At 72.6% G+C, this 14,289-nt stretch carries 21 protein-coding genes; 10 read left to right on the forward strand and 11 right to left on the reverse strand.

The window, feature by feature from the left end:
• Positions 1 to 94 precede the first annotated feature (94 nt).
• Genes SLP03_RS25905 through SLP03_RS25920 form a run of 4 tightly spaced genes read right to left on the reverse strand, consistent with a single transcriptional unit; the run spans position 95 to position 1,867 of the window.
• The gene (locus tag SLP03_RS25905) at positions 95 to 238 is read right to left on the reverse strand and encodes a GPGG-motif small membrane protein (RefSeq protein ID WP_319463237.1); all 144 of its coding nucleotides are present in this window, start codon (positions 236 to 238) and stop codon (positions 95 to 97) included.
• 39 nt (positions 239 to 277) lie between these two features.
• Positions 278 to 1,003, reverse strand: coding sequence for a metallophosphoesterase family protein (locus tag SLP03_RS25910; protein ID WP_319463238.1), 726 nt, complete (start codon positions 1,001 to 1,003; stop codon positions 278 to 280).
• A 13-nt stretch (positions 1,004 to 1,016) separates the two neighbouring features.
• A complete protein-coding gene (locus SLP03_RS25915; RefSeq protein WP_319463239.1) occupies positions 1,017 to 1,286 on the reverse strand; it encodes a hypothetical protein in 270 nt (89 codons plus the stop codon).
• Positions 1,283 to 1,867: a nucleotidyltransferase gene (locus tag SLP03_RS25920; RefSeq protein ID WP_319463240.1), complete on the reverse strand. Its 585-nt coding sequence runs from the start codon at positions 1,865 to 1,867 to the stop codon at positions 1,283 to 1,285. The genes SLP03_RS25915 and SLP03_RS25920 overlap by 4 nt, the downstream gene beginning before the upstream one ends.
• Positions 1,868 to 2,023: 156 nt before the next feature.
• On the opposite strand from SLP03_RS25920, the gene SLP03_RS25925 reads away from it, so the two are divergent.
• Positions 2,024 to 2,776, forward strand: a complete 753-nt coding sequence (locus tag SLP03_RS25925; protein ID WP_319463241.1) for a dTMP kinase — start codon at positions 2,024 to 2,026, stop codon at positions 2,774 to 2,776.
• Here SLP03_RS25925 and SLP03_RS25930 read toward each other — a convergent pair.
• Positions 2,761 to 3,450, reverse strand: a complete 690-nt coding sequence (locus SLP03_RS25930) for an SDR family NAD(P)-dependent oxidoreductase (protein ID WP_319463242.1) — start codon at positions 3,448 to 3,450, stop codon at positions 2,761 to 2,763. The genes SLP03_RS25925 and SLP03_RS25930 overlap by 16 nt on opposite strands.
• Before the next feature lie 257 nt (positions 3,451 to 3,707).
• On the opposite strand from SLP03_RS25930, the gene SLP03_RS25935 reads away from it, so the two are divergent.
• The 3 genes from SLP03_RS25935 to SLP03_RS25945 all read left to right on the forward strand — a co-directional run bounded on the left by SLP03_RS25935 (position 3,708) and on the right by SLP03_RS25945 (position 7,019).
• Positions 3,708 to 4,622, forward strand: coding sequence for a MurR/RpiR family transcriptional regulator (locus tag SLP03_RS25935; protein WP_319463243.1), 915 nt, complete (start codon positions 3,708 to 3,710; stop codon positions 4,620 to 4,622).
• Positions 4,619 to 5,566 carry an N-acetylmuramic acid 6-phosphate etherase gene (murQ, locus tag SLP03_RS25940; RefSeq protein WP_319463244.1) on the forward strand — a complete coding sequence of 316 codons (948 nt, stop codon included), beginning with the start codon at positions 4,619 to 4,621 and terminating at the stop codon, positions 5,564 to 5,566. The genes SLP03_RS25935 and murQ overlap by 4 nt, the downstream gene beginning before the upstream one ends.
• A gap of 463 nt (positions 5,567 to 6,029) precedes the next feature.
• Positions 6,030 to 7,019, forward strand: coding sequence for an RNA polymerase sigma factor RpoD/SigA (locus SLP03_RS25945; protein WP_319463258.1), 990 nt, complete (start codon positions 6,030 to 6,032; stop codon positions 7,017 to 7,019).
• A 71-nt stretch (positions 7,020 to 7,090) separates the two neighbouring features.
• Here the strand turns inward: SLP03_RS25945 and SLP03_RS25950 are convergent, their stop codons facing one another.
• On the reverse strand, positions 7,091 to 8,059 hold the full coding sequence (locus SLP03_RS25950; protein WP_319463245.1) for an NlpC/P60 family protein: 969 nt from the start codon (positions 8,057 to 8,059) through the stop codon (positions 7,091 to 7,093).
• A 499-nt stretch (positions 8,060 to 8,558) separates the two neighbouring features.
• Between SLP03_RS25950 and SLP03_RS25955 the strand changes: the two genes are divergently transcribed.
• On the forward strand, positions 8,559 to 9,086 hold the full coding sequence (locus tag SLP03_RS25955) for a DUF6232 family protein (RefSeq protein ID WP_319463246.1): 528 nt from the start codon (positions 8,559 to 8,561) through the stop codon (positions 9,084 to 9,086).
• Positions 9,087 to 9,139: 53 nt separating this feature from the next.
• On the opposite strand, the gene SLP03_RS25960 is transcribed toward SLP03_RS25955, so the two are convergent.
• Together SLP03_RS25960 and SLP03_RS25965 are read right to left on the reverse strand one after the other, a co-directional pair.
• Positions 9,140 to 9,466: a DUF3817 domain-containing protein gene (locus SLP03_RS25960; RefSeq protein ID WP_319463247.1), complete on the reverse strand. Its 327-nt coding sequence runs from the start codon at positions 9,464 to 9,466 to the stop codon at positions 9,140 to 9,142.
• A 25-nt stretch (positions 9,467 to 9,491) separates the two neighbouring features.
• Positions 9,492 to 9,908: a hypothetical protein gene (locus SLP03_RS25965; RefSeq protein WP_319463248.1), complete on the reverse strand. Its 417-nt coding sequence runs from the start codon at positions 9,906 to 9,908 to the stop codon at positions 9,492 to 9,494.
• Between the two features lie 121 nt (positions 9,909 to 10,029).
• Between SLP03_RS25965 and SLP03_RS25970 the strand changes: the two genes are divergently transcribed.
• From SLP03_RS25970 to SLP03_RS25980, 3 genes are read left to right on the forward strand one after another with little or no spacing between them, the layout of a single operon-like run.
• Entirely contained in the window at positions 10,030 to 10,344 is a 315-nt protein-coding gene (locus SLP03_RS25970; RefSeq protein ID WP_319463249.1) for a DUF6158 family protein, read from the forward strand.
• Complete coding sequence (locus SLP03_RS25975; protein WP_319463250.1) at positions 10,344 to 10,673, forward strand: hypothetical protein; 330 nt, start codon at positions 10,344 to 10,346, stop codon at positions 10,671 to 10,673. Before SLP03_RS25970 ends, SLP03_RS25975 begins: the two co-directional genes overlap by 1 nt.
• 30 nt (positions 10,674 to 10,703) lie before the next feature.
• On the forward strand, positions 10,704 to 11,246 hold the full coding sequence (locus SLP03_RS25980; protein WP_319463251.1) for a DUF1360 domain-containing protein: 543 nt from the start codon (positions 10,704 to 10,706) through the stop codon (positions 11,244 to 11,246).
• A 70-nt stretch (positions 11,247 to 11,316) separates the two neighbouring features.
• Here SLP03_RS25980 and SLP03_RS25985 read toward each other — a convergent pair whose 3' ends face one another.
• The 3 genes from SLP03_RS25985 to SLP03_RS25995 all read right to left on the reverse strand — a co-directional run bounded on the left by SLP03_RS25985 (position 11,317) and on the right by SLP03_RS25995 (position 13,202).
• Entirely contained in the window at positions 11,317 to 11,535 is a 219-nt protein-coding gene (locus SLP03_RS25985) for a hypothetical protein (RefSeq protein ID WP_319463252.1), read from the reverse strand.
• A gap of 67 nt (positions 11,536 to 11,602) precedes the next feature.
• A complete protein-coding gene (locus tag SLP03_RS25990; RefSeq protein ID WP_319463253.1) occupies positions 11,603 to 11,827 on the reverse strand; it encodes a hypothetical protein in 225 nt (74 codons plus the stop codon).
• 262 nt (positions 11,828 to 12,089) lie between these two features.
• Positions 12,090 to 13,202 (reverse strand): 3-deoxy-7-phosphoheptulonate synthase, encoded by a 1,113-nt coding sequence (locus SLP03_RS25995; RefSeq protein ID WP_319463254.1) that lies wholly within the window; start codon positions 13,200 to 13,202, stop codon positions 12,090 to 12,092.
• 259 nt (positions 13,203 to 13,461) lie between these two features.
• Here SLP03_RS25995 and SLP03_RS26000 point away from each other — a divergent pair, with 259 nt between their 5' ends.
• Together SLP03_RS26000 and SLP03_RS26005 are read left to right on the forward strand one after the other, a co-directional pair.
• On the forward strand, positions 13,462 to 13,674 hold the full coding sequence (locus tag SLP03_RS26000) for a hypothetical protein (protein WP_319463255.1): 213 nt from the start codon (positions 13,462 to 13,464) through the stop codon (positions 13,672 to 13,674).
• A 177-nt stretch (positions 13,675 to 13,851) separates the two neighbouring features.
• On the forward strand, positions 13,852 to 14,289 hold a 438-nt coding region (locus SLP03_RS26005), incomplete at its 3' end, for a M16 family metallopeptidase (protein WP_319463256.1).

Here is a 14,289-nt window from a genome sequence, read left to right on the forward strand (position 1 = left end):
GACGCCGGGGTCGTCGTGCCCGGGCTCTCCTGTCTGGGAGGACGGAGATCCGGACCCGACGACCCCGGCGGGTCAGGGACGGTACGAACGGCGTCTAACTGAAGATGCTGACGCCACCTGGGCCGACCAGAAGACCGACCACGATGAGGACGATGCCCCACAGGATCTGCCGGCGGAACAGCGCGAAGATGCCGGCGACCACGAGTACGACTGCGAGAATCCAGAGAATCAGCTGCATGGCTCCTGAATACCCGGCCGCACGATCCGGGAAACCCGATTATCCGACCAGATGATCACCCAGGTGGAAGATGCTGTACGCCTGTTTGATCACCGGGTGGGCGACGTTGCGGACCCGTACCCCGCCCGGGGTGGTGCCCCGCTCGGTGCCGGCGTGCGCGTGCCCGTGCAGGGCCAGCGCGGTCGGCGCCGAGTCGATCGCCTGGCCCAGCTGGTATGACCCGAGGAACGGGTAGATCTCCAACGGCTCGCCGGCCAGGGTGTCCGGCACCGGGGCGTAGTGGGTGAGCGCGACCAGCAGGTCGCACTCCAGCCCGCGCAGCGCATCGCCGAGGGCGTCCGCGCTCTCGTTGGTGGTCCGGACGAACGCCTTCATCTCCGGCTCGCCGAAGTCGCTGGCGCACCGCCCGGCGAAGCCGCCACCGAAGCCCTTCGCCCCGGCGACGCCGAGCCGCCCGCCGGCGAACTCCAGCACCGTCCCGGTCCCCTCCAGCACGGTGATGCCGGCGTCCTCCAGCACATTGACCACCTGCGGCACCTGATCGCACTGGTGGTCGTGGTTGCCGAGCACGGTGATCACGGGCACGCCCAGTCCGCCGAACTCCCGCGCCACGCAGCGCGCCTCGGACTCGGTGCCGTGCCGGGTCAGGTCGCCGGCGAGCAGAAGCACGTCGGCGCAGTCGGGCAGTTCCTCCAGGGCCGGCCGGAACCGGCCGACCACGTCCTCGTCCACGTGCACGTCGCCGACGGCGGCGATCCGGATCACCGTCGAACCTCCCTCACGGCAGCTCCTCGACCTGGGTGGGCGCCTGCGCCCGGATCACCCCGATGTCGCTGGTGACCGGGACGTCGGGGAAGCGTTCGGCCACCCGGCGCAGGATCTCCTCGCGCCGGTGCGGGCTCTCCACCTCGCCGTAGAGGACCAGGCCCCGCTCGCGGCGGACGACGGTGATCCCCTGCTCGGCGACGTCCGGGTCCTCGGCCAGCAGCCGGTGGATCTCCGCCTCGACGTACTCGTCGGGCGTCGCGCCGCCGTGCTCCTTCGTCACGGTGTCTCCCTTCCTCCGGGTATGCCGCTGGGCGGCAGTACGTCCAGCCGGTCGAGCAGCACCAGGAACGCCTCCGCGTACGGGGAGTGCTGCGTGTCCTTCCGTACCCGTTCCCAGTCGATCTGTTCACGCAGCGAGCGGGCGAGCGGCAGGGCCCGGGCGAAGTCGCAGTAGTGCTGGGAGAAGCTGAGCAGCTTGTGCACCATGAGTTGGCTCGCCGAGAGCACCGGCATGTGGATCGCGTCCACCGGGCGCACGATGGTGTCGGTGAAGGTCTCCTCGGTCACCGGGGTCTCGATCGGCCGGTGGATCAGATCCACCATCCGTCCCTCGTCGTAGACCTTGACCAGCCAGTCCTCGGGCGGACGCTCGGCGGTGAACCCGGCCGCGACCAGGGCCTCGAGCGCCCGGTCCACGTCCTGCTCGCGGAGGAGGAAGTCGACGTCGTGGTCGCTGGAGTGGCCGCCGTGGGCGTACACGGCGAAGCTGCCGCCGAGGGCGAACGGGATCTCGGACTGCTTGAGCACGGCGGCGACCTTCTTCAGCGTGTGGACCAGGGTCTCGTCCCCGCGCTCGGCCATCTGGGTCTCCCGTCGTCGTCACGTGGCGGTGGGAATGAAGGTGCGTACCCGGCAATCCGGTCGGCCACACCTGGCCGTGACACGGTGTGGCGTCGACGGGCACGGAAGAGGACAAATCGCCGAAGGCGTGGGCGTGGGTCGGATAGCCTGGCGCAGGTGGCCAGATCATTGCGGGCGCGGCGCGGCGGGACCCGTCTGCGTACCGTCGCCCTGATCGGCATCGATGGGTCCGGCAAGACCACCCAGGCGCACCGGCTCGCCGAGGCGCTCAGCGTGGCCGGTCACCCGGCCACCTACCACCGCAACGCAAGCGGCCGGCGCTGGCTCGGTCGGCTCGCCCACCGGCTCGGCCGCCCGGACGCCCAGCGGCTCGTCGGGCGGAACGGGATGCTTGCCGTCGAGTCCGCGCTCCGCTGGCTCGCCATCGCCCTCACCCTGCTGAGCTGCCTGGTCACCGGCCGGACCGCGGTGATGGACCGCTACTCCGCCTGCCAGTACGCGAGCATCCGGGCACACGGCGGGCAGCGTTGGGAACGGCTGGCCCGGGCCGGTTACCGGCTCTTCCCGCCTCCGCGGGTGACCTTCCTGCTCGCCGTGGACCCCGCCGAGGCGTACCGGCGGATCGAACGGCGCGGCACCGATCACGAGAGCATGCGCTGGCTCACCGCCGCCGCCACCGCGTACCGGACGTTGCCCGAGTATCCGAGCTTCGTGGTGGTCGACGCGGGCGGCCCGCCCGATGAGGTCACCCGCCGGATCCGCGCCCACCTCACCGAGTGGCTGCCGGCGGACCCGCCGTCTGTCACCGGCACGCCGCCGTCTGTCACCGGCACGCCGCCGCCCGGCGCCGGTCCGCCAGCGGGCGGTGCGGAGCCGGCCGGCCCGGTGGCGGCTCAGGCCCGGCCGTAGACCGGGATGCTGGCGCCGCTGGTTGGCGCCGACTCGTCGGCGGCCAGGAAGCGGATCACCCCGGCGATCTCCGCGGGGGAGACCCAGCGCCGATGGTCGGCGTCCGGCTGGGCGGCGCGGTTGGCCGGGGTGTCGATCACGCTGGGCAGCACCGTGTTGCACCGCACCCCGCGCGGCCGGTACTCCACCGCCACCGCGTTGGCGAAGGCCAGCACGGCGGCCTTCGCGGTGACGTAACCCGCCGCGCCGGGGAACGGCGCCACCGCGGCCCGCGCGGAGACGCAGACCACCGCGCCGCCGCCGGCCGCGACCAGATGCGGCAGCGCCGCCTGGGTGACCAGGTACGTCGGGCGCAGGTTGAGCCGGAGCATCCGGTCGAACTCCTCGACCGGGGTCTCGTGCACCAGCCCGCCGCTGGCGTACCCGCCGACGAGATTGACCACCGCGCGCAGCGGCGCGGCCGGGTCGGCCGTGGCCACTTCGACGGCCCGGACGGCTCCGGCCGGTTCGAGCAGGTCCGCGGTGAGCCGGACCGGCCTGGACCCCGCCGGCTCCGTCGCCGCTTCCTCCCGCCCGGGTACGACCACCCGCCAGCCGCCCCTGAGGAAGGCCGCGGTGACCGCCCCGCCCAGGCCGCCCGTGCCTCCGGTGATCAGCACACTGCGCTCCGCCATGGCCACACGCTAGCCGGCCGGCGTGGGCCGACGTGGGGCCGGCCGACCGGCGGCCCGGCCTGGCCGTCCGGCTGGCCGGCCGGGGACGACGGCCGACCGGCGGCCCGGCCGGCATGGCGGACTCGGCCGGAGCGGATGAGGCGGCGGGGCTGGGGGAATGGCACCCTTGCCGGAGGGAGCCCGCGCGGAAGGCGGTACTTTCCCGGATACCCGCCGTGATGGTTGACGCTCACGCCTCATGAAAGTAAGTTTCATCCGTGGCGAAGAGTCCGAAGATTTCTGCGAGTCACGAGGCCGGTGGACTGATCGTCCACATCAGTGGCCTGCTCCCGTCGCTGTCCCCGGCCGAACAGCGGGTCGCCCGGCTGGTCGTCGCCGACCCGGCGGATGCCGCCCGGCGCACCATCACCGACCTCGCCACCGGGGCCCAGACCTCCGAGGCGACCGTCATCCGCTTCTGCCGGTCGGTCGGCATGGACGGCTACCCGCAGCTGCGGATCCGGCTCGCCGCCGAGGCGGCTCGTCGGGTCGAGCCGCCGGACGCCCGGGTGGTCGGCGGGGACATCCCGCCGGGCGCCGACCTGGCCCAGATCATCGCGACCATCGCGTTCAACGACGCGCGGGCCGTCGAGGAAACCGCCGAGCAACTCGATCCGGCCGTCTGCGAGCAGGTGGTCGAGGCGATCGGCGGCGCCGGAAGGATCGACGTGTACGGCGCCGGGGCCAGCGGCTTCGTCGCCTCCGACTTCCAGCAGAAGCTGCACCGCATCGGCCGGATCGCCTTCTACTTCCCGGACGTGCACACCGCGCTCACCTCCGCCGCCCTGCTCGGCCGGGGCGACGTCGCGGTCGGTATCTCGCACTCCGGCACCACCTCGGATGTGATCGAGGTGCTGGAGCAGGCCCGGGCGCGCGGCGCGACCACGGTGGCCCTGACCAACTTCCCCCGGTCGCCGCTCACCGAGGTGGCCGACTTCGTGCTAACCACCGCGGCCCGGGAGACCACCTACCGCTCCGGCGCGATGGCCAGCCGGCTGGCCCAGCTCACCGTGGTCGACTGCCTCTTCGTCGGGGTGGCGGCGCGCAACCGGGCCAGGGCGAAGAAGGCCCTGGAGGCGACGGCCGCGGCCGTTCAGTCGCATCGGGTGGGCTCGACGCGGAGGCGGGCATGACCGCCGGGCGGGTGGAGGGGGACGAGTTGGCCGCCGTCCGGCCGGTGGTGCGCGTCGGCGCGCCGACCGAACGGCGCAACCCGCACAGCGCCGACCTCGACCTGATGTCGACCCGGGACGTGCTCACCGTCATCAACGAAGCGGACCGGCGGGTACCGGCCGCGGTGGCCGCCGTCCTCGACGAGATCGCGGAGACCGTCGACCTGGCGGTCGCGGCGTTGCGGGGCGGGTGCCGGGTGCACTACTTCGGCGCCGGAACGTCGGGGCGGCTGGGCGTCCTGGACGCTGCCGAGCTGGCCCCCACCTTCAACTCGCCGCGGCACTGGTTCTGCTCGCACCTGGCCGGCGGTCCCGAGGCGGTGTGGCGCGCCGTCGAGGACGCCGAGGACGACGACCGGGCCGGCGCGGCCGAGGCGGCCGAGTGCGTACGCCCCGGCGACCTGGTGGTCGGACTGGCCGCCAGCGGGCGCACCCCGTACGTCCTCGGGGCGCTCGCCGCCTCCCGGGCGCAGGGGGCCGCGACCGTGCTGCTCTGCGCCAATCCGGAGGCCGAGGCCGCCTCGTCGGTGAACGTCTTCATCGGCGTGGACACCGGACCGGAGGTCGTCACCGGGTCGACCCGGATGAAGGCGGGCACCGCGCAGAAGTTGGTGCTCAACACGTTCTCCACCGCCGTGATGGTGCGACTCGGCCGGGTCTACTCCAACCTGATGATCGACATGGTGGCCACCAACGCCAAGCTGCGCGGCCGGATGATCTCGATCCTGATGGAGGCCACCGGCTGCGCCGAAGAGGTCTGCAGGCTGGCGCTGCACGAGGCCGGCGGCGACCTGAAGACCGCCCTCGTCTCCCTCGTCTCCGGCGCCGAGGTGTCCGCCGCCCGGGCCGCCCTGGCCCGCTCCGCCGACCAGGTGCGCGACGCGCTGGACCTGCTCGCCTCCTGACCCGGGCACGCCCGGCGTCACCGGGCCCACCGCCCGGCCCACCCCCACTGCGACGAGCGTCACGCCCCGCGCGGGACGTCGTTCGCGCTGCGGATTGTTCATCGAGGGGTGGGGTAATCCTCACCCGTGGCTGAACCGACCGGTCCACCGGCGCGTATCTGGCAGTGACCAGGATCGCAATCTGGCGGTGACGCGGGTCGCTGTGTTCATGGATTTCGCAATGGTGCGATGCCCTGGGCGCACGACGATTCCGCTGATCCGTCGCCCTGTTTCCAGGGCGGCGGACGGACCGGCCGACCGGGGTCCTGACAGCAAACATGGACCGGGCTCTCAGCTACTACTCAGGCATTCGTGACACTTTCGACTCACGACATGGAATCCCCGACACGTCTCATCTGTTGTGTAGGTGTCAGCACCGGTGGGCACAGCGGAAGTTACGGGGGAGGGGCTGATGGACGTGGGGATGGCAAGGAACCGGGCAACCGGCGCGAGCGAGGGGACCGTGGGCACCGTGGACAAGAAGATCGGCATGCGAACCGACGAGGTTGCCGAGGAGCGCGACCTGGTCGGCGTCTACCTGCACGAGATCTCCCGTACGCCGCTGCTGGACGCCGCCAAGGAGGTCGACCTCTCCAAGGCGATCGAGGCCGGCCTCTACGCCGAGCACCTGCTCGGGGAGGACCGCGTACCCGAGGGCGTCGACCGGGAGGACCTGGAGCGGCTGGTCGTCGAGGGTGAGCAGGCGAAGGACCTCTTCATCCGCGCCAACCTGCGACTGGTCGTGTCGATCGCCCGACGCTACGTGCGCTCCGGGATGCCCATGCTGGACCTGATCCAGGAGGGCAACACCGGCCTGGTCCGGGCGGTCGAGAAGTTCGACTACGAGCGCGGCTACAAGTTCTCCACCTACGCCACCTGGTGGATCCGTCAGGCGATCAGCCGGGCCATCGCCCAGCAGGAGCGCACAGTGCGGCTGCCCGTGCACCTGGTGGAGGACGTCAACCGGATGCGCAACGTGGCCCGCCAGCTCACCCGTGAGCTGGGCGGCGACCCGGAGCCGGAGCAGATCGCGGCGTCCCTCGGGGTCACCGTCGAGCGGGTCAACGAGCTGGTCCGCTGGTCGCAGGACACCGTCTCGCTGGACACCCCGGTGGGCGACGACGGCGACACGAAGCTCGGTGACCTGGTCGCCGACAGCGACGCGCCGTCGCCGGAGGACATCGTCCTCACCGGCCTGGAGCGGCAGCGGATCGAGGGCCTGCTGAACCACCTCGACGACCGCTCGGCCGGCATCATGCGGGCCCGCTACGGCCTGGAGGATGGGCGGGAGCACTCGCTGACCGAGGTGGCCTCGCGCTTCTCGCTCTCCCGGGAGCGGATCCGTCAGCTGGAGATCCAGGCCCTCGGCCGGCTCCGCGAGCTGGCCCGAGCCGAGGGGCTGCAGGCGGCCTGACCTGGTAGTAATGGACAAGACGAACGGCCGGCGTCCGATAGGGGGACGCCGGCCGTTTGCCGTCTTCATGGTCAGCGCACCCGGCCGTACCCGGCGATGGACATGATGTCCATGTCCCGCTTGTTGACGTTGCGGCCCGCGCTCGGCGCGTCGATGATCTGACCGCCGCCCACGTAGATCGCGACGTGCCCCAGCCCGGAGTAGAAGACCAGGTCGCCCGGTTGCAGTGAGCCTCGGCTGACGCGGGACGTGGCGTCCCACTGCATCGCCGCGTTGTGCGGCAGCGACTTCCCCGCCGCCCGCCAGGCGGCGAGCGTCAGGCCCGAGCAGTCGTACCCGTCGGGGCCGTCGGCCCCGTAGACGTACGGCTTGCCGACCGCCCCGTACGCGTACCGCACCGCCGCCCCGGCCGAGCCGGACACCGTCGGCGGGCTGCCGGCGGAGCTGGACTTGACCGGCGCCTCGGTGGCCCGCCCGTACGCCTGCCGACGTAGCGTGTAGAGCCGGTCCAGGTCGGTCTGGATCTTCTTCTTGCCAATGGTGAGCTGCTTCGCCTGCGCGGCCTCCCGGGCCAGCGTGGCGTCCAGCCGGGTCTTCTCGTCGATCAGCTTGCGCTGGTTGGCGGTGAAGCCGGCGATGGTCTCCTGGCGCTGCCGGGTCAGCTGGTCCAGGGTGCCGAGCCGGTCCGGCAGCGAGCGCACCGTGCCCCGGTCCAGCAGGGCCTGGGCCGTCCGCAGCCCACCGGTCTTGTATGCCGTGACGGCCATCTGGCCGACGTCGGCGCGGCTCCGCTCGGCCTGCGCCTGCAACGGGCCGATCTTGGCCTGCAGTACGGCCGCGGTGGCCTTGTTGGCCTTGATCTCCTCGTTGAGCTTGTTGTAGGACTCGACGATTCGCTCCAGCTCAGTCGAGGACTTCTCGATCTGCTTCGTCAGCTCGGCGGGGGTGGGCTCGGCCCGAGCCACCGACCCGGGGGCGATGAGCACGGCCGAGAGGCCGACGACCGCCAGTGAGCGCAGCACGATCCGTAAGGACGACAAGAGCAGAAGGCTCCTCTCCCACTGTCGAGGGGCGGCCAGCGCCCCGGTGGCACCGGCCCGGGGCCATCCGGGTGGATGGCGGTCGACCGGTCCGGCCTGCACAACCTAACCCGGGACGGGAGTTGCCCGCAGTGGAAGCAGGGGCGAATGTTGGCAAAGGGGCAGGAAGTACCGGCGGGGCGGATTACCCTTCGTGACCGCTTCGCCGCCCGCCGCTCGCCGTCCCGCGTGGGTCCGCGCGGTCCGGGCGGTTCGCGTGATTCGTCGTTCTGGGCGGATGTCGCCAGACAACGTTCCACAAAATCCTGACAAAGACCGAAATAGATTCTGTTTGTAGGCTGCGCCGCCGGCCGTGGCCGCCTGAGAGCCCCGAAAATACCCGGTCCGGCTGGCGCGGCCGCAACACAATGAAGTGCGGAGCCGGGAATCCCGTCGGGCGGCATCGGCGCAGCTCACCGGCGGCGCAGACAGCCCGGCGCGCCAGCCCTGGGAGGACGCCGTGCAGACCGATGGCTCCGCCACCCGCCCACCCCGGTCGCCGAAGGCGACCTCCGCAGCCCCGACCCTGCTCTACGCGCGACCCGGCATCGTCGTCACCGGCGAGCGCTTCACGGTCGGCCGAAACAGCTGGCCGGTCGCCGAACTGACCCAGCTCCGGACCAGTCGCGGCCCGCACGACCGGCTCGCCCTCCGCGCATTCGTCGTCACCGCGGCCATGATCGGCGGCGTCGGGGTGCTGCTCGGCTTCACCGGCGGCCTGCAGCGGCTGACCGCCGGGGCGTACCTGACGTTGGGGGCGGTCGGCCTGCTGCCCCTCGCGCTGGCGCTGGTGGGCGACCGCTGGCGGCCGCCCGCGTACGAGCTGTGGGGCCGCTACCGCGGCGCCGAGGTGCTGCTCTTCAGCAGCGACGACGAGCGGCAGTTCGGCCAGGTGGCCCGGGCGCTGCTGCGGGCCCGCGAGGGCGCCCGGCACGGCGGATGGGCGGACCCGCTCGCCGCCGCCGACCCGTGGCGGCCCACCCGTTGAACGCCAGGGGCGAGCCGCTGACCCGGGCCGGACCGGACCGTCCGGCCGGGCGGTCAGCCGGCGACCGGCGCCGGCGTCCGGGGCCGCTCGGCGGTCAGCCAGTGGCTGACCCGGCGTTCCGCGTAGAACGACACGAACGGCACGGTGCCGGCGAGCATCACCAGCAGCATCCGCTTCAGCGGCCAGTCCACCCGGCGGGACAGGTCGAACGTGGCGGCCAGGTAGAGCATGTACAGCCAGCCGTGCGCGGTACCGACTACCGCCACCACCGTGGGGTTGTCGAAGCCGTACTTCAACGGCATGCCGATCAGGACCAGCACCACCAGCGCCACGCCCACGATCCAGGCGATCACGCGGTACCGGGTAAGGGCTCCGCCCACCGTCGTCCGTCCTTCCGAACCGGCCTCAGCCGGGATAGTCACCGGGCCTCGCGCCCGGGTTGGCGTTCAACCATGACAGGTAGCGGTTGTACTCGGCGAGTTCGCCGTCCTGGATCCCGTCGGCCGGCACCGGCACCCGACTGACCCGCACCGGCCGGCGTACCCCCGGGGTGGCGGCGGCCGGCTCGGAGCCGGCGGTCGCCGGCGGCGCCGGGTTCGGCCGGTCGGGGCGCGCGCCGCGCAGCGTGTGCCGCACCTCACGCCACCAGACGAAGACCACGAAGCCGGCGAAGACCGGCCACTCGATCGCGTACCCGAAGCTGAGCGAGTTGCCGGAGGCGGCCCGGGTGACCTGCCACCAGCCAAGGCCGAGAAAGCCCCCGACCAGCACGACCATGGCCACGTGGCGGGCGATCCACACCGGTGTCCGGAGCCGCTTCATGCCCTCGAGAGTACCGGGGCCACCGGCCATCTCCGACGTGGTGTCGTAGTCGGCGGGGTTTGGTGGCAGCCCGGGTGGGCATCCGTCTAGACACCAGCCCGAACGAGACGAGGGGGCGACGATGACCGAATCAGTACGCCAGACCGGTGACGCCAGCCCGGAGCAGCGGATGCCGGAGTGGGATGGTGACCACGTCAGGGACGCCGCCAGCGGTGACGTCGACGGCGAGCCGCTCGGGGTGGACCCCTCCGAGCTGGGCGACGAGGACCTGATCCGGGAGATGCAAAGCCTGCACCGCACCCGGCTGGACACCCTGCGGCACGCGGCCGACTCCGCGCTCGCCAACCACCTGCGCCGCACGGCGGAGCTGGAGACCGAGTACCTCGCCCGGCACCCGGGTCGCGAGGTCGACCCCGGCCGCCTACGGGAGGCCTGATGACCGCGCACGCCGAGCGCGGCATGTCCGCGCCGCCCGAGGTGGTCTTCAACACGGCCATCGACCCCGATCGGGCGGCCGCCTGGCTGCCCGAGCCGCTGCGCCAGGACGGGGACCGCCGCCCGGAGGTGGTCAGCGCCGAGCAGCTGCGGGCCCGGTGGGCCAGCGACTCCGCACCCGGCTGGTCTGCCGAGATCCAGGTTGAACCGACCGACGCGGGCGGCGCCCGGGTCCGGCTCGACCTGGCCGGCGGGGACGCCGACGGGCTGGCCGACGAGACCCTGGCCAACCTCGCCCGCGAGGTGGCCGACAACCTGACCGCCGGCTGAGCCGGTCCAGTGACCAACCGAGGAGACCGGGTGACCGGCAGTGGTCTGAGGCAGAGAGTGGCGCGGCTGCGCCAGGCGTACGCGCCGCACGAGCACCGGCCGCTGGGCGGGTACCTGGCGGCGATGGGCACCTACGCCACCGTCACCGCGACCCTGGCGGGCGTGGTCCGGGCGACCGGTCGGCCGGTGCCGGAGCGACCCGCCCCGGCCGACGTGGTGCTGCTCTCCATCGCCACCCACAAGCTCAGCCGGCTGCTCTCCAAGGACGCGATCACCAGTCCGTTGCGGGCCCCCTTCACCCGGTACGACCACCCGATCGGCAGCGGCGAGGTGATGGAGCAGGTCCGCGACCAGGGCAGCCCCACCCGGCACGCCATCGGCGAGCTGCTGAGCTGCCCGTTCTGCCTGGCGGTGTGGGTGGCCACCGGCCTGACCGGCGGGCTGGTGCTGGCCCCCCGGCTGACCCGGCTGGTCGCCACCGCGCTGACCGCGGTGGCCGCCTCGGACTTCCTCCAGATGGGATACGCGATGGCCCAGCAGGCGACCGAGGGCGGTCACCACGACGAGAAGTGACCGGGGTACGACGAAGGGGCCGGCGCATCCGCGCCAGCCCCTCCCCTACGTCCGCGCCGGCCCTCGGCGGTCAGGTGGGGCTCGTCCCGTGATCCTCGCCGGCCCAGCCGCGCGACGCCTCGGGCTCCCGCTCGTCCTCGTCGGCGCCGGTCACCACCTCCCGGTCCACGGCGGTGCGGTCGTGCTCGTTGGCGAAGTCCGGCTCCGGCAGGGTGTCCGTACCCTCCGGCGGCTGGCCGAGCGCCCGCAGGTGCTTGTGCTCCTCGCGGTCCTGGTCGCGGTCGGTCATCTGGCTGTCCTCTCGGTCTTCCCGGCGCCGGGCTACGTGCGCGCCGGGCTCAGGTGCGCCCCGCACCTCAGGCGATCGTCCCGCCCAGGAGTTCGGCCGCCTCGTCTACCGCGTACTCGCCCTGCGGGAGGGCGGCGATCCGGGAAAGCAGCTCCGCCGGGAGTTCCGCGGCCACCGCGCGGCGGTAGATGTCCGCCTGAGTGATCCGCTCCTGACCGTGGTAGATGTCGTCGAGCAGTTCGTCGAGCTGCCGGGTGTCCGGCTCCTCCGTCACGGATGCGTCGTCGGTCACGTCGATCGGCTACCCGGGCCCGAATAGGTCAAACGTCCCCGGCCGCGGCCCCGGGCGGGGTGACGGCGGACACGAACCGGCCCGGAACACCCGGGGCGGTCGGGTCGTTGTGCAGAGCGTCGGTGTGCCCAGTGTCCCCGGGCCTCACCTAAAATGCCTTCGCGGAATACCGTTCGGCTGGAACCGCGTCGCGCCACTCGCCGAGAGGCGACCGCACACCGACACCCAGCGCCGCCCCGGCCTCCCGGCCGGGGCGGCGCTGTCATACCCCCCGCAGCGGCGGGGCGGGTCCGGCGGGGGTGGGGAGGGCGGCGCGGCGGGTCCGGACGGCTGCCGCCAGGTCCGTCAGGACCTCGGCGGTGGTGTCCCAGCCCAGGCAGGCGTCGGTGACGGACTTGCCGTACTCCAGCTCCCGGGTGGGGTCGAGGTCCTGGCGGCCGGACTGGAGGAAGCTCTCCAGCATGATCCCGACGATGCCGCGCTGGCCGGCGGCGAGCTGCCCGGCCACGTCCGCCGCCACCGTCGGCTGGTTGCGGTGGTCCTTGCCGCTGTTGGCGTGGCTGGCGTCGACCACCAGCCGCTCCGGCAGCCCGGCCGCGCGGAGCAGGTCCAGCGCCCCGGCCACCGACTCGGCGTCGTAGTTCGGCCGGCCGCCCCCGCCGCGCAGCACCAGGTGCCCGTCGGCGTTGCCCCGGGTGTGCATGATCGCCGGAGTCCCCGAGAAGTCGATGCCGGGGAAGACGTGCGGGACGCTGGCCGCCCGGATCGCGTCCACCGCGGTGGAGATGCTGCCGTCGGGGCGGTTCTTCATGCCGATCGCCATGGAGAGGCCGGAGGCGAGCTGCCGGTGCACCTGGCTCTCCACCGTCCGGGCACCGATCGCGCCCCAGGCGACGGTGTCGGCGATGTACTGCGGGGTGATCGGGTCGAGGAACTCGCAGCCCACCGGGAGGCCGAGGCGCAGCACGTCGAGCAGGAGCGCGCGGGCGGTCCGCAGGCCGGTGTTCACGTCACCGGAACCGTCCAGCCCCGGGTCGTTGATCAGGCCCTTCCAGCCCACCGTCGAGCGCGGCTTCTCGAAGTAGACCCGCATCACCACCAGCAGGTCGTCGGCCAGCCGGTCGGCCACCTCGCGCAGGCGGCCCGCGTACTCCAGGGCGGCGGCCGGGTCGTGCACCGAGCACGGGCCGACCACCACCAGCAGGCGGTCGTCGGCGCGGTCCAGCACCCGGCCGACTGCGCGCCGACCGGCCAGCACGGCCTCGGCGAGCGTCGCGTCCAGGGGCAGGTGGTGGTGGAGCAGGGCCGGGGTGGTCAGCGGCACGACACGGTCGATCCGCTGATCGATGACCCGATGGGCGTCCGGGGTCGTCACGGTGGGGTTCCTTCCGCCGACGTGCCCCGGGGGCCGGCGCCCGAGGTCGAGCCGGCTGCTCGTACGCAAAAAGGGCAGGGAGTCGATCCCTGCCCAGCCGGCTCGAAGAGGAGTGACGTCAGATCATGGTGAAGTCACCGGCTCCTCCAGCCGGCTGCCTAAACCATCGATACGACCGCGTCACGTGAGCCAGCGTACCCGACGGGACGGGGGCCGCCCGTTTCGTTCCGCAGAGCGGAACGCGGGGTAAGTGGTCGCCATGAGTCACGAGCAGAACGACCAGGAGCGGGTGGAGTCCCGGGCCCACCTGCTGCCCGAGGAGGCGGCGGTGGGCAGCGACGACCCGGAGGCCCAGGCCGACGCCATCCTCACCGAATCGGACATCCGGGAGGACCGGAACGTCGCCGAGGACACGATCCTGGAGCACCGTACGTCGGATCAGACGGTGACCCCGAGCGAGCCGCCGGACTGAGCGGCGCACGGTCGGCGGGTACAGCAGCCGGGCGTGCCGCCAGCGGGCCAGGGCGGCGGCCGCGCGTTCGGCGGCGGAGGGCGCGGCGGTGGACACGCTCCGCGAGCACCCGGGCGCCGGCCGCCGATGCTCTCCGCTCGTCACCTTTCCGCCCGCGAGATCAGATAGCGTCGTGGCATGCCCGACAGCGGTTACCCCTGGCCCATCGAGACGACCCGACTGGACAACGGCCTGCGCGTGGTGGTGAGCGAGGACCGCACCGCGCCCGCGGTCGCCGTCAACCTCTGGTACGACGTGGGTTCGCGGCACGAGCCCGAAGGGCAGACGGGCTTCGCCCACCTCTTCGAGCACCTGATGTTCGAGGGCTCGGCGAACGTGGCGAAGACCGAGCACATGAAGTTCATCCAGGGCGCCGGCGGCTCGCTCAACGCCACCACCAACCCGGACCGGACCAACTACTTCGAGACGGTCCCCGCCGAGCATCTGGAGCTGGCCCTCTGGCTGGAGGCCGACCGGATGGGCGGCCTGGTGCCGGCGCTGACCCAGGAGACGCTGGACAACCAGCGCGAGGTGGTCAAGAACGAGCGGCGCCAGCGCTACGAGAACGTCCCGTAC

Origin of the sequence: Micromonospora sp. RTP1Z1 (genome assembly GCF_033804685.1) — a bacterium.
Classification (GTDB): Bacteria; Actinomycetota; Actinomycetes; order Mycobacteriales; family Micromonosporaceae; genus Micromonospora.

Bases quoted from the DNA above. Each gene is read 5' to 3' on its own strand.
- SLP03_RS25905 (WP_319463237.1), bottom strand. From the start codon at position 238: ATGCAGCTGATTCTCTGGATTCTCGCAGTCGTACTCGTGGTCGCCGGC.
- SLP03_RS25920 (WP_319463240.1), bottom strand. From the start codon at position 1,867: ATGGCCGAGCGCGGGGACGAGACCCTGGTCCACACGCTGAAGAAGGTC.
- SLP03_RS25930 (WP_319463242.1), bottom strand. From the start codon at position 3,450: ATGGCGGAGCGCAGTGTGCTGATCACCGGAGGCACGGGCGGCCTGGGC.
- murQ (WP_319463244.1), top strand. From the start codon at position 4,619: ATGACCGCCGGGCGGGTGGAGGGGGACGAGTTGGCCGCCGTCCGGCCG.
- SLP03_RS25945 (WP_319463258.1), top strand. From the start codon at position 6,030: ATGGCAAGGAACCGGGCAACCGGCGCGAGCGAGGGGACCGTGGGCACC.
- SLP03_RS25965 (WP_319463248.1), bottom strand. From the start codon at position 9,908: ATGAAGCGGCTCCGGACACCGGTGTGGATCGCCCGCCACGTGGCCATG.
- SLP03_RS25970 (WP_319463249.1), top strand. From the start codon at position 10,030: ATGACCGAATCAGTACGCCAGACCGGTGACGCCAGCCCGGAGCAGCGG.
- SLP03_RS25975 (WP_319463250.1), top strand. From the start codon at position 10,344: ATGACCGCGCACGCCGAGCGCGGCATGTCCGCGCCGCCCGAGGTGGTC.
- SLP03_RS25985 (WP_319463252.1), bottom strand. From the start codon at position 11,535: ATGACCGACCGCGACCAGGACCGCGAGGAGCACAAGCACCTGCGGGCG.
- SLP03_RS26000 (WP_319463255.1), top strand. From the start codon at position 13,462: ATGAGTCACGAGCAGAACGACCAGGAGCGGGTGGAGTCCCGGGCCCAC.